Source organism: Massilia terrae (assembly GCF_024753145.1).
In the GTDB taxonomy this organism is placed as follows: domain Bacteria; phylum Pseudomonadota; class Gammaproteobacteria; order Burkholderiales; family Burkholderiaceae_D; genus Telluria; species Telluria terrae.
Window position 1 is genome coordinate 385370 of record NZ_JANUGU010000004.1, and the last position, 12947, is coordinate 398316.

General features: G+C 70.2%; 9 protein-coding genes. 1 reads left to right on the forward strand and 8 read right to left on the reverse strand.

The window, feature by feature from the left end:
* From NX778_RS14705 to NX778_RS14730, 6 genes are all read right to left on the reverse strand, one after another.
* The gene (locus tag NX778_RS14705; protein WP_258812499.1) at positions 1-1164 is read right to left on the reverse strand and encodes a GGDEF domain-containing protein; all 1164 of its coding nucleotides are present in this window, start codon (positions 1162-1164) and stop codon (positions 1-3) included.
* Between the two features lie 66 nt (positions 1165-1230).
* Positions 1231-4329 (reverse strand): efflux RND transporter permease subunit, encoded by a 3099-nt coding sequence (locus NX778_RS14710; protein WP_258812500.1) that lies wholly within the window; start codon positions 4327-4329, stop codon positions 1231-1233.
* A 15-nt stretch (positions 4330-4344) separates the two neighbouring features.
* Positions 4345-5397 carry a permuted SH3 domain-containing protein gene (locus tag NX778_RS14715; RefSeq protein ID WP_258812501.1) on the reverse strand — a complete coding sequence of 351 codons (1053 nt, stop codon included), beginning with the start codon at positions 5395-5397 and terminating at the stop codon, positions 4345-4347.
* Positions 5394-6773 carry a TolC family protein gene (locus NX778_RS14720; RefSeq protein WP_258812502.1) on the reverse strand — a complete coding sequence of 460 codons (1380 nt, stop codon included), beginning with the start codon at positions 6771-6773 and terminating at the stop codon, positions 5394-5396. The genes NX778_RS14715 and NX778_RS14720 overlap by 4 nt, the downstream gene beginning before the upstream one ends.
* Before the next feature lie 35 nt (positions 6774-6808).
* Positions 6809-8104, reverse strand: coding sequence for a sensor histidine kinase (locus NX778_RS14725; RefSeq protein WP_258812503.1), 1296 nt, complete (start codon positions 8102-8104; stop codon positions 6809-6811).
* Positions 8094-8777, reverse strand: a complete 684-nt coding sequence (locus NX778_RS14730) for a response regulator transcription factor (RefSeq protein WP_258812504.1) — start codon at positions 8775-8777, stop codon at positions 8094-8096. Before NX778_RS14730 ends, NX778_RS14725 begins: the two co-directional genes overlap by 11 nt.
* Before the next feature lie 108 nt (positions 8778-8885).
* Here NX778_RS14730 and NX778_RS14735 point away from each other — a divergent pair, with 108 nt between their 5' ends.
* Positions 8886-10343: a Ppx/GppA phosphatase family protein gene (locus NX778_RS14735; protein ID WP_258812505.1), complete on the forward strand. Its 1458-nt coding sequence runs from the start codon at positions 8886-8888 to the stop codon at positions 10341-10343.
* Here the strand turns inward: NX778_RS14735 and NX778_RS14740 are convergent.
* Both NX778_RS14740 and ppk1 read right to left on the reverse strand, forming a co-directional pair.
* Positions 10340-10807, reverse strand: a complete 468-nt coding sequence (locus tag NX778_RS14740; RefSeq protein WP_258812506.1) for a SixA phosphatase family protein — start codon at positions 10805-10807, stop codon at positions 10340-10342. The genes NX778_RS14735 and NX778_RS14740 overlap by 4 nt on opposite strands.
* Positions 10808-10811: 4 nt before the next feature.
* The gene (gene ppk1, locus NX778_RS14745; RefSeq protein WP_258812507.1) at positions 10812-12905 is read right to left on the reverse strand and encodes a polyphosphate kinase 1; all 2094 of its coding nucleotides are present in this window, start codon (positions 12903-12905) and stop codon (positions 10812-10814) included.
* Positions 12906-12947: the final 42 nt, after the last annotated feature.

Below are 12947 nucleotides of genomic sequence, written 5' to 3' on the forward strand. Positions count from 1 at the left end.
CTAGTTCGCCAAGGCCGATTCGGTCATCACGCAATTGCGCCCGTTTGCCTTGGCCCGGTAGAGCGCCGTGTCGGCGCGCTTCATCAGCTCCTTCAACGAGTCGCGTTCCTGCCACAGCGCCGCGCCGATACTCAGCGTCACCCCTGCCAGCGGATCGCCTTCCCTGGTCGCTTCGATGCGCTTCTTGAGGCGTTCGCCCGCATTCGCCGCCGCGGCCAGGTCGGCTTCCGGCATCAGGACGGCAAACTCGTCGCCGCCGACGCGGCCGAGGAAGTCGGTGGTGCGCAGCACCGACTCGGCGCGGCGCACGAAGGCGATCAGCGCCTTGTCGCCGGCCTCGTGACCCAGCTTGTCGTTGATCGGCTTGAAGTTGTCGAAGTCGATCAGCAGCAGTGCCAGCGGCCTGTGGGTGCGGCCAGCCACGGCCACCTCGCGCTCGCCCAGCTTGAAGAAGGCCCGGCGCGACAAGGCTCCCGTCAGGAAGTCGCGGTTGGCCGCCTCCTCCACCGTCGCCACGATCCGCCGGTGCACCAGCAGCAGGCCGCCGAAGGCCAGCGCCGGCAGCGAAACGCAGAATGCGCCGAGGAAGAAAATCGATGAAGGCGCCGGCTGCAGCAGGGACGTCGGATTGATCGGCCCGGGCGCAACGTACTGCCAGCCGATGCGCCCCAGGTGGCCGGCCGCCGTCAGCAGGCAGACCGCGAGGATGAACGCCTTCACGTAATACGGTTTATGCCATTGGCGCCGCGCGCGCAGCAAGGTGTGGCCGATCACGCCCATCGCCATCACCTGGTACAGCGACACCACCACGCTGCGGCCGAAGAAGGAGTCGTGCACATAGTGGAAGTACGCCACAAGCACCGCCAGCACCAGAACGGACGCCGACAATCCCTTCGCATGTACGGAACGCCTGAACAACAGCCGGAAGCCCGCCACCAGCACCGCGGTGGCCGCGGCATATACCGCGTTGGCCGCTTCGTAAGCCAGCAATGGCGGCAGGGCGCGGCCGAAGGCGTACAGCAGGTTGCCGGCGGCGCCCAGCAGCGCCGCCCAACGGACGCAGTCCGCGCCCGCGACACGGCTGGCCGCCAATCCGTAGAGGACGAAGAAAGTCAATGCGCACAGCAGCGCGCCAATCAGGAAGACGAGTTGGGTACTGAGCATTGCGGACGTTATCAAACGCGCAATGCGTATTGCGCTGATGCAAACATTATACCTTACGCCGTGCCCTCAGCCTTCACCCGCCAGCTTCATGTCGAAGCGCCCGTAACGCACCGCCAGCACGGGCAGCACGATCAGGTTCAGGATCGTCGACGTCACCAGTCCGCCCAGGATCACCACCGCCATCGGGCCTTCGATCTCGTTGCCCGGCGCACCGCTGGTCAGCGCCAGCGGCAGCAGCGCCAGCGCCGTCACCAGCGCGGTCATCAGGATCGGCACCAGACGTTCGGACGCGCCGTGCAGCGCGGTGTCGAGATTCCACGGCTGCTGCTCGACGTGGACCAGGTGTTCGTAATGGCTGACCAGCATGATCGCATTGCGCAGCGAGATGCCAAACAGGGTCACGAAGCCGACCATCGCGCCCAGCGACAGCGCGCCGCCGGTGAGCGCCACGCCGAGCACGCCGCCGACCAGGGCGAACGGCAGGTTGGCCATCACCAGCACCATGGCGCGCCGGCTCTTCAGCGCCAAAAACAGCAGGAGCATGATCCCGGCCAGCGCCATCAAGCCGTGCACGGCGAGCGCGCGCTGCGATTCCGAACGCGCCTCGCTCTCGCCCGCGAACACCGCGAACATCCCCTTCGGCAGCACGATGTCGCGGCCGATGCGCGAGCGCGCCTCGCGCACGAAGTCGGCGGCGGCGCGGCTGCCGAGCGTGACCTCGACCGTCTGCACCCGTTGTCCCTGGCGGTGGCTGATCTCCTCGCGGCCCGCCACCTGGCGGATATCGGCCAGCGCGCGCAAGGGAATCACGCGGCCGTCGGGATTCCGGACCAGCAGAGCGCGCACGCCGTCGATGGTCTGCCGCGCCGACGGCGCCAGCATCACCGTCAGGTCGATCACCTGGCTGCCACGATAGACCTGGGCCGCGGCCACACCCTGCATGGCGGCCTGGATCGCGTCCAGCGCCTCCGCCGGGCGCAGGCCATAGCGGCTTAACTGCTCCGGCCGCAGCCGGATCGACCATTCAGGCGATCCGGCCGGGGCGCCGACGCGCACGCCGGCCGCACCCCGCAGCGTGCCGAGCCACTGCGCCACCTCCGCCGCCTTGCGGTCCAGCTCATCGAGCGACTGGCCGTACAGGCTCAAGACCACCGGCGCGGTGCTGCCGGAGATGGTCTCGTCGATGCGCTCGACGAGGAAGGTATTGACCGAGGACGTCAGGCCCGGGAAGCGCGCAAGGGCATTCCTCACCTCGCGCAAGCTGCGCTCCTGCCCGGCGGCGTCCATCGGCTGCAAGTCGATTTCCATTTCGCTCAGGCGCACGTTGGCCGGGTCCACGACCTCGCCGGCACGCCCGGCGGTCTGGGCGACCAGCCGCACGCCGGGGACCTTCAGCAGAGCGCCGGATATTTGCTGCCCCACCCGCATGGTTTCGCGCAGCGAGGTGCCCGGCGCCAGGCCGAGGTGGGCGATGTAGTGGCCCTCGCGCAGTTCGGGGATGAAGCTGCCGCTGAAGAAAGGCAGCATTGCCAGTCCGGCGGCGCAGCAGATTCCCACGGCGATCATCACGGCCGTGGAGCGGCGCTCGGCCCCGCCAAGCAAGGCCAGGTAGCGCGCCTTCATGCGCCGCACCCAGCGCGGCACATCGCTTGAGCGCTCTTCGCGCGCGAGCAGGGCCAGCGACATCGCCGGGGTGACGGTCAGCGCCACGATCAGCGAGGCCGCTACGGCCAGGATGTAGGCGCTGCCGAGCGGCGCGAACAGCTTGCCGGCGACGCCGGGCAAGGCCAGCACCGGCAGGAACACGAGGATCACGATGAAGGTGGCGTAGACCACCGCGCTACGCACCTCGACCGAAGCGGCCAGCACCACCTGCAGCGCGGGCAGCGGGCGCTCCCTGAGCCGGTTCTCGCGCAGGCGGCGGTGGATGTTCTCGACGTCGATGATGGCATCGTCAACGACTTCGCCCAGCGCGATCGCGAGGCCGCCCAGCGTCATCGTGTTCATGCTGACGCCGAACAGCCCCAGCACGATCACCGCCGCCAGCAGCGACAGCGGGATCGCCACCGCCGAGATCAGCGCGGTGCGCGCATCCATCAGGAACAGGAACAGTATCACGATCACCAGCGCGCCGCCGACCAGCAGCACCAGGCCGAGGTGGTGGGTGGCCTGGTCGATGAAGTTCGCCGGGCGGAAGATATCGCCGTGCAGCTGGATGCCTTGCCGCGCCAGTTCGGGGCGCAGGCTGGCCAGCGCCTGTTCCAGGCCCCTGGTCACGGCCATCGTGTTGCCGCCGTACAGGGCCTGCAGCACCATGATCACGCCCGGCTTGCCCATCACCGACGCGGCGCCGCTGGCGGGCGCGGGCCCCCACGCCACGGTCGCCACGTCGCCCAGGCGGATACCGGCGCCATCGCGCCAGCGCAGCACCGTCTGCGCCAGCGCTTCCGGCGTCGCGACCTGGCCGTCCGGATGCAGGGTGATGCGCTGGTTGGCGCTTTCGATGAAGCCGGCGCCGCGCACGCCCGTGGCCGCGCGGGCGGCGGCCAGCACGTCCTGCAGGGTCAGGTCGTAGCGCACCAGTTTCGCCGGGTCGACCTGCACCTGCAGCTGGCGCGTATCGCCGCCGAACACCACCGCCTCGGCCACGCCGGGCACCGCCAGCAGCTGCGGGCGCAGCACCCACTCGGCGCTGTCGTGCAGGTCCATCAGCGAACGCGAGGCGGAAGTCAGGCCGATCATCAGCACTGTGCTGGTGCTGGTGGTCAGCGGCAGCATCGCGGGCGGCGCCACGCCGGCCGGCAGCGCGGCCGCGATGGCGCCCAGGCGCTGGGCCACCAGCTCGCGCGCCCGCAGGATGTCGGTGCCCTCGTCGAACAGGACGGTGACCACCGACAGCCCTTGCAGCGAACGCGAACGCAGCGCCTGAAGGCCGGACGTCCCGGCAAGCGCGTTCTCGATCGGCCGGGTGACCAGCGCTTCGACCTGCTCGCTCGACAGTCCGGGCGCTTCGGCCTGGATCATGGTCATCGGCGGCGCGAATTCCGGGAACACGTCGAGCCGCGCCCGCAGCACCGAGTCGATGCCCTGGATCGCGGCCAGCACGGCCAGCGCGTAGATCACGCCGCGAAAGCGCAGCGCGAAGCGGATCATGGATTCAAGCATGTGCGTGGCGCCGGCTCAGTCGTCGCATTCCGGCGGGTCCTTGCATTGGGTGCTGACGCCGCGCGGGCGCTGCTCTTCGGACAGCAGCAGGGCCGCGCCCTGCGTCACGACTTGCTGGCCTGCGTTCAAGCCTTCCGTGACGAGCACGCCGCCCGCGGCCGGCGCCGCCACATTCAGCAGGCGCCGCACGAAACGCTCCGGCGCCAGCTTCAGGTAGGTCCAGCGCTGGTCGCCGTACCAGGTGACGGCGGAATCGGGCACCAGCACGCCGGCCTTGCCCTGGCCTGCGCCGCCGGCATGCGCGATGAGCCGGGCGGCGGCAGGAAGCGGCGCATCGACCAGGTAGAAATGCGGCGCGCCTTGCAGCAGCGGGTCGACCTGCGGCGCGGCCGACAGGCGCTGCCCGGCCAGCGTGCCGCCTGCCGGTGCGTCGACCGAAATATTGGCCGGCGCGGGCATCGATGCGGGCAAGGCCACCCGCAGCACGGCGGCGCGGCCGGTCTCGATCTTTTGCCAGATGGCTCCGCCGCGCGACGAAGCGGCATCGGCCAGCGCGGCGCCGAACTGCTGGCGCACCTGTTGCTGGATGCCGGCCAGCACCGCCTCGCTGGCCGCAAGTTTGGCCTGGTCCGACTGGGCCGCGGCGCGCGCGTCCTGCAGCGCCTTTTGCGATGCGTTGCGGTCGTCCTGGAACAGCGCCTGCGTGCGCGCCGCCTGTGCCTGCGAAGCGCTGGCCAGCGCCGCCGCCGATGCGCGGTCTGCGCGGGCGGCGGCGAGGCGCGCACCAAAGTCGAGCAGCGGCTGCAGGTCGATCACGCCGGCGTAGACCTCCTGCTCCGGCCGCACCGTGGCCGCGGCCAGCGCCTGCGTGGCGATGCCGCTGGCGCGCTGCATGTCGGACGGCACCACCACCACGGTCTCGCCGTTGACGGTTTCGACGCGCAGCCCTTGCGCCGCAACGGGCGCCGGTTGCGGCTGGACGTGTGCGTGCTGCCAATACCACCATACCGCGCCGGCAAGCGCCGCGAGGATCAACACGACAATGACAATCGGTGAACGGCGTCTCATGGGGCGGATCCGCTTGGGGTGAGGTTGAGGGCCACGGCGTCCGGCGGCAGCGGCTGCTGGATGGCGTCTTCGAGCTGGGCGGCCGCATCCTGCATCGCGGCCACCGCATTCAGGTACGCGATCGCATGGCTCTCGTAGTCGAGCTGCGCCTGGCTCAGTTCCAGGCGGTCGGCGCCGCCGGTGGCAAAGCTGGCCTGCGCCGCATCGCGCTGGCGGCCCGCCGTGGCCAGCTGCAAGGCGGCGCGTTCCGCGGCGGCCCGGGATTCGCGATATCGCACGCTGCTGTTGTCCAGCTCATTGAGCACGGCCTCTTGCAGCGCCTCGACGCGCGCCGCCAGTTCGCTGCGTTTCGCTTCGGCTTGCGCGATGCCGCCCTGGTTGCGGTCGAACAGCGGCAGCGTGACCCCGCCGAGGCCGAAGCTGATCTTGTTGGCGCCGACATCGTAGGTGTAGCCGGCGCCAATCTGGACGTCCGGGTACTGCTTCGCGATCTCCAGCCGCAGCGCGGCCTGCCCCGCCTCGTAGTCCGCCAGCGCGGCGCGCAGGTCGGCGCGGTGTTCGATGGCGGCGCGGCGTGCGTCCGCCGGGGCCGGAGCCAGCACCGGGTGCGCCAGCTCGCCGAAGTCCAGCTTTACGGCGTCCAGCGCGGCCACCGGAACGCCGATGGCGGTGGCCAGCTGCGCGCGCGCCGAGGCCAGTGCGATGCGGTTGGACGAGCGTTCCGACTCTGCCTGTGCCAGCACCAGCTGCTGACGCCGCAGGTCAGGCGCGCCGACCGCGCCCGCCTGCAGCCGGTGCTGCAGCAGCTCGACGCTGCGCCGCGCCCAGTCTACCCTGGCGGCCAGCAGCTCGCCGCTGAGCGTGGCAACGAACACGGCGCGGAAAGCGGCACGCACCTGGCTGCGTATCTTCCACGCCGTGCCCAGGGTATTCATGCGGACAGCGTCGGCCTGGGCCTGCGCCAGCGCGATCCGCGCCGGGCGCTTGCCCGCGGTCTCGATCGGCCAGCTCAGCGCCGGTCCGGTGGTATAGGGATGGCCGCCGTCGTGGTGATTGAGTTCGTACTCGAAAGGGAAAGCGAGGGTGGGGTTGGGCCGCGCGCCAGCCGTCTCCAGGCTGCCCTGCGCGGCCTGCTGCTGCGCCTGCGCGATGGCCAGCGCCGGATTGTAGAAGCCGGCGGCCAGCGCGAGCATATGCGCATCCCACTGCACCGGCAGCGGCCGGCCGGATTCGCGTTCAATATAGACGCGCAACGCGGGATCGGCCAGCGAACGCTGGTCGAAACGCTGCGCCAGCCGTGCCGGGTCGAGCGGCTTGGGCTGGTAGGCGGCGCAGCCAGTCAGCAGGCAGAAGGCGAAAATCCACGAACAACGCATGCCGGCATCTTAGGCCGGGCGCTGTGAAGACCGCGTCAAGTATTCGTGAAGTTTTCGTGAAGTGCGGCGACCGGCAAGGCAATCGTCACGCAAGTGCCCGCGCCCGGCGTGCTGTCGACCCGCACCGGCCAGCCGTAGCGGTCGCAGATCCGCTTGACGATCGACAGGCCGATGCCGAAGCCCTGCCCGGCCGCGCCCGGCGCCTGGTAGAAGCGCTCGAACACGCGCGGCAGCGCATCCGGCGCGATGCCGGAACCGGTGTCCTCGACCGCCAGCACGCCATCGGCGAACGACACGCGGATGCTGCCGTGCCGGGTGTGCCGGTGGGCGTTGTCGACCAGGTTCGACAGGACCACCGCCAGCGCGGATGGATTCGCCAGCACCCGCGCCTCCTCCGGGACGGACATCGAAAACGCCACATCGCGCTGCGCCATCCGCTCGGCATAGCGCCCGAGCGCCGCGTCGACCGCGGCCGCCAGCGGCACCGGCGCGGTCTCCTGCGCCGTGTCCTCGCGCGCCAGCGCCAGCAGGCATTCGACCAGGGCCTGCATGTCGGCGGCGGCCTGCTCGACCTGGCGCAGGCGCTGGCGGCCCTTGGCGTCGAGCGCGCTGTCGGCCTGCTCCAGCAGTTCGCAGCTGGTGCGGATCGCCGTGAGCGGCGTGCGCAGTTCGTGGCTGACGTTGGCCGTGAATTCCTTTTCGCGCTCGACCATGGCGGCCATGCGGCGGTGATAGTCGTTGACGGCTTCGGCCAGCTCGGTCACTTCGCGCTCGTCGTAGCGGCCCGGGTTGACCGAGGAGGCGGCGCCGGAACGCATCGCCCTGACCTGCTGCGCCAGCCCCGCCACCTGCCGCACCAGCACCCCCGACACCCAGTAGGCCAGCCAGACAGCGGCCAGCACGAACACGCCGGTGCCCACCATCAGCAGGTTGATGCCCTCCCTGAAGTGGCGCTCGTAGGCGCTGTAGTCGTAAAGCCGGTAGATGCGCTCGCCCTTGAAGCCCGCCACCGCCACATGCACTTCGCGGCCTTCGACGATCACCTCGTGCACGCCGTCGGCCAGGCCGGCCAGCGATGGCGGCAGCGCCATGCGCGCCCCACCCTCCTGCGACCGGTGCGCGCGCACTCTCGGGTCCAGCGGCGGCAGCGATGCGGGTTCCGCCTGGTAGGAGGCCAGCAGGTCGTGCATATCGTCCGCGATCACCGAGCGGATCAGGCGCTCCTCCTGCGCCTCGGCCAGCGCGCGCACGCCCAGCGCCTGCGCGCCCAGCAGCACGATGGCGGTGGCAAAGAAGGCCAGCGCGACCTTCAGGCGCAGGCTACGGCGCATCGCTCCTGCCCATGCGGTAGCCGATGCCGTGCACGGTCTCGATCGGATTCGGTTCGCCCTCGGCGGTCAGCGCGCGGCGCAGCGTGTGGATGTGCGCGCGCAGGGTGTCGCTGTCGGGCAGGGTCTCGCCCCATACCGCGATTTCGAGTTCGGCGCGGCGCTGCACCCGGCCGGGCGACGCCATCAGCAGCTGCAGCAGGTGCAGGCATTTGCGCGGCAGCCGGATCGCGCGGCCCGCGCGTTCCACCGCCAGCGTACCGGGATCGAGGCTGATGTCGCCGTGGCGCAGCACATTGGGCACCACCTGGCTGGTGGAGCGCTTGACCAGCGCGGCCAGCCGCGCCTGCACTTCCTTCAGCGAAAAGGGCTTGACCAGATAGTCGTCGGCGCCGTGCCCGAAGCCGGCCAGCTTGTCGTCCAGCGTGTCCTTCGCGGTCAGCATCAGGACCGGGGTGTCGCGGCGCGCCTGCTCGCGCAGCCGGCGGCACAGGGTGAAGCCGTCCATGCCGGGCAGCGCCACGTCGAGCAGGATCGCGCTCCACTCCTCGTTCGCCGCGCGGTGCATGCCGGTGACGCCGTCGGCCGCGTGTTCCGGCTCATAGCCCGCGCCGGCCAGGTAGTCGTACAGGTTGGCGGCGATGGCGGTGTCGTCTTCGATGATCAGGATGCGCATGCGGCGATGTCGGTGGCGGCGGATGCCATATTATGCGTCACGGCGGCGTCGCCGCGCTGTCATATTTCCCTGTCATACTGTCATCCCGCCTTTCCTTCTCCTGTATTTATGTACGCAGCGGTAGACCTGGGTTCCAACAGCTTTCGACTCCACATCGGCCAGCCCGAGGGCAGCCAGATCCGGATCGTGCGCACCGCGCGCGACCCGCTCCGCCTCGCCGCCGGGCTGGACGCGCAAAATGTGCTCGGCCAGGAAGCGATCAACCGCGGCCTGCGCTGCCTGGAGCAGTTCCGCGCGCTGCTGGACGAATACCGGCTGGACGCGGTGCGGGTGGTCGCCACCAACACCCTGCGCATCGCCGCCAACGCCGGCGCCGTGCTGCCGCTGTTCGAACAGGCGATCGGCTACCCGATCGAAGTCATCTCGGGCGAGGAGGAAGGCCGCCTGATCTATATGGGCGTGGCGCGCGCGCTCGACCTGCCGCGCCAGCGCCGCCTCGTGATCGACATCGGCGGCGGCTCCACCGAGGTGGTGCTGGGCACGGGCAGCGAAGTGTTCGCGGTCGAATCCTTCGGCATCGGCACCCATGGCCAGGCGGCTGGCTTCTTCGCCGACGGCCGCATCACGCGCGAGCGCTTCGACAGCGCCATCATGGCCGCCCGCGCGCGCTTCGACGACGCCGCCCAGTGGTATCGCGCCCAGCGCTGGGACGCGGCCTACGGCTCCTCGGGCACGATCCGCGCCATCGGCGAAGTCATCCTGCGCAACGGCATTGGCGACGGCATGCTGTCGCTGGCCAGCCTGGACGCGCTGTGCGACGTGATGATCGGCCTGGGCAGCGTCGATGCCTTCGACCTCCCCGGCATCAAGAAGGAAAGGGTGCCGGTCATGCTGGGCGGCCTGACCGTGCTGGCCGGCGCGATGCGCGAACTGGGGCTGGAGCGCATCGAAGCGGTGGAAGCCGGCCTGCGCCTGGGCGTGCTGTCGGACCTGCAGCTGCGCGCCGAACGCCACGACCGCCGTGACGATGCCGTGCTGGCCTGCCTGCGCCGCTTCGGCGCCGACGAGGAGCGCGCCGCGCGCACCGCAACAATCGCCCGCGAACTGTTCCTGCGGCTGGGCGCCGATGGCGAACAGGCCGCGCGCCTGCTGGCGTGGTCGGCGATGCTGCACGAGATCGGGCTGGCGGTGTCGCACACCGGCGCCCACAAGCACGCCGCCTACATCGTCGAAAACGCCGACCTGCCCGGCTTCACCAAGGGCGAGCAGCGCGCGATGGCCGGCATCGTGCTGGGCCAGAAGGGCAACCTGCGCAAGATCCGCGACGTGCTGGCCGACCCTGACCTGTCGCGCGCCGTGCTGGCGCTGCGGCTGGCGGTGCTGTTCATGCATGCCGGGATCGGCCTGGCGGAACTGGGCGGGCTGGCGCTCCGGGTCAGGTCGCGCATCGAGATCGACGTCCCGCGCGCCTGGATCGCGGGTCATCCGACGCTGTCGGCATGGCTGGACAAGGAAGCGGACGCCTGGACCCAGGCCGGTTTCCCGATGGCGGTGAAGCTAGCCTAGCGCAAGCGCGCGACCAGGTCCGGCCCGGCCGCGAGGCGGATGAAGGGCGCGCCGCCGTCGCCTTTGCAGCCCAGCCACAGCACGCTGGCCTTGGGCACCTTCCACTCGAATGGCTGGCCGCACAGCACCAGCGCGGCGGCTTGTCCCAGCAGAGGCTGGTGCCCGACCAGCACCACGGCGCCGCGCCCGTCCGGCCAGCCGGCGGCGTCCAGCATCCGCGCTGCGCTGGCGTCCAGCGCGAGGCGGACATCGAGATGAAATTTGCGGCCCAGCGCCTCGGCGGTCTGGCGGCAGCGCAGCGCGGGACTGGACACGATGCGGCACTGCGCCGGCAGTTGGCGGTCGAGCCAGGCGCCGACGCGGGCGGCGTGGCGCCGGCCTTTCGAGGTCAGCACGCGCACGCCATCGTCTTCGCCTGGCCGCGCCGCGTGCGCTTCCGCATGCCGCCACAAGACCAGGTCCATGGGCTCAGGGCGGCGTCGCGCCCGGCTGTCCCAGCAGCGTGGCCAGCGCGCGCTGGGCGCTGTACTGGGCCTGGCCGGCGCGCGGCTTGCGCAGCCGGTACTGGCCGTCGGGGCCAAGGTCCCAGGCGTCCACATTGTCCTTCAGGTAGGGCTGCAGGCCCTCGCGCAGCACGCGCCGCTTGAGCGCCGGCGCGCGCACCGGGAATGCCACCTCGATCCGCCGGAACAGGTTGCGGTTCATCCAGTCGGCGCTGGACAGCCAGACCTCGCCCGCGCCGCCGCTGCGGAAGTAGAACACGCGGCTGTGCTCGAGGAAGCGGCCGACCACCGAGCGCACCATGATGTTCTCCGACAGGCCCTTCACGCCGGGCCGCAGCGAACAGGCGCCGCGCACCACCAGCTCGATTTTCACGCCATCGCCGGATGCCGCGTACAGCGCCTGGATCACCGATTCGTCGGTCAGCGAATTCATCTTCGCGACGATGTGGCCGCGGCCGCCGGCGCGCGCGGTCTCGGCCTCGCTCCGGATCGCGCGGATCAGCTGCTTGTGCAACGAGAACGGGGCCAGCCACAGCTTTTCCAGCTGCTTCGGGCGCCCCAGGCTGGTCAGGTGCAGGAACACCTCGTTGACCTCCTCGGTGAGCCCGGGTTCGGCGGTCAGCAGGCCGAAGTCGGTGTAATGCTTGGCAGTGGCCGGGTTGTAGTTGCCGGTGCCGAGGTGCGCGTACTTGCGCAGCACGCCACCCGCGCGCCGCATCACCAGCGCCATCTTGGCGTGCGTTTTCAGCCCGACCACGCCGTACACCACCTGGGCGCCGGCGCGTTCCAGCCGCTCGGCCCAGTTGATGTTGACCTCTTCGTCGAAGCGCGCCATCAGCTCCACGATCACGGTCACTTCCTTGCCGCTGACGGCGGCCGCGATCAGCGCCTCCATCAACTCGGAGTTCATGCCGGCGCGGTACACGGTCTGCTTGATCGCGAGGACGTCCGGGTCGAGCGCGGCCTGGTGGATGAAGTCGACCACCGGCTGGAACGACTGGAAGGGATGGTGCAGCAGCACGTCCTGGCGGTCGAGCGCGGCGAAGATGTCGTGCCCGGCCAGCTTCGCGGGCAGGCCCGGCGTGAAGGGCGGGAACTTGAGCTGCGGCCGCGCCGGTCCGTTGACGATTTCAAGCAGGCGCACCACGTTGACCGGACCGTCGACCGCGAACAGGCGCGTGTGGTCGATCTCGAACTGGCGCAGCAGGAAATCGCGCAGATGTGGCGGGCAGCCGCGCCCCACTTCCAGCCGCACCGCGAAGCCGTACTGGCGGCTGTGCAGTTCGCTCTGCAGGGCCTGGCGCAGGTTGGTGACCTCTTCCTCGTCGACCCACAGGTCGCTGTTGCGGGTGACGCGGAACTGCGAGTACGACAGCACTTCGCGTCCGGCGAACAGGTCGGCGATGTGGGCCTGGATCACGGACGACAGCAGGCAGTAGCAGGCGCCGGGCAGGTCCGACAGCTCGTCCGGCAGGCGGATCACGCGCGGCAGCACGCGCGGCGCCTTCATGATGGCGATGCCGGTGCCGCGCCCGAACGCGTCCTTGCCGGACAATTCGACGATGAAGTTCAGGCTCTTGTTGATCACCCGCGGGAAGGGATGCGCCGGGTCCAGCCCGACTGGCGTGAGCAGCGGCCGCACTTCCTTGTCGAAGTACTGCTTGACCCAGGCCCGCTGCGCGGCGTTGCGCTTGCCGCGGTTGAGCAGGTGGATGCCGGCGTCGGCCAGGCTGGGCAAGATCTCGGTGTTGAGCAGTTCGTACTGGCGCTCGATCAGGCGGCGCGCATCGAGGCTGGCGCGCTCGATGGTGGCGGACAGGTCGAGCGGCAGCGCGCCATTGCCCTTGAGCTGGTGCTGGGCCAGCAGGCTGGCGATGCGCACCTCGAAGAATTCGTCCAGGTTGCTGCTGACGATGCACAGGAAGCGCAAGCGCTCCAGCAGCGGGATCGCCGGGTCCTCGGCCTGCGCGAGCACGCGCCGGTTGAACGCGAGCAGCGACAGTTCGCGGTTCAGGTTGGGGTCGAGGTGCGACAGGTCGCCGGCGGCAGGTGCGTTCATCTTAACTGCCGAGTGTAGAAGCGCTTCATGACAGGAGCGTGA